The sequence below is a fragment of the Streptococcus sp. KR genome, assembly GCF_002238115.1.
GTDB lineage: Bacteria > Bacillota > Bacilli > Lactobacillales > Streptococcaceae > Streptococcus.
In genome coordinates this window covers 1-212 of record NZ_NGVM01000392.1, presented here as the reverse complement: position 1 = coordinate 212, position 212 = coordinate 1, and the positions used below count along the sequence as shown (strand labels likewise).

General features: G+C 42.5%; 1 protein-coding gene. It reads right to left on the bottom strand.

Going from position 1 to position 212, the window contains the following annotated elements:
• Positions 1 to 212 (bottom strand): C69 family dipeptidase (locus tag CBI42_RS12420; RefSeq protein WP_142294192.1); only part of this gene is annotated, 212 nt, incomplete at both ends.

Genomic DNA, 212 nt, shown 5'->3' with positions numbered 1-212 from the left:
GTAATGGCTGCTTAAGAAGAAAGCAATGTCTTCAACAGAAATTAAATGATCGGCAACCCGAGTGAATGGCATTGTGCGACTTTCTGGATCCTGTTCAATTTCTGGGTTGAACATCTTTTGGCCATACCAAACACGAGGAGTGTTGTAATAGTGATCGGCTTGGGTGTCTTCACCGAAGATATCTCTGAAGTTAAAGCCTTTGCGACCTTTAT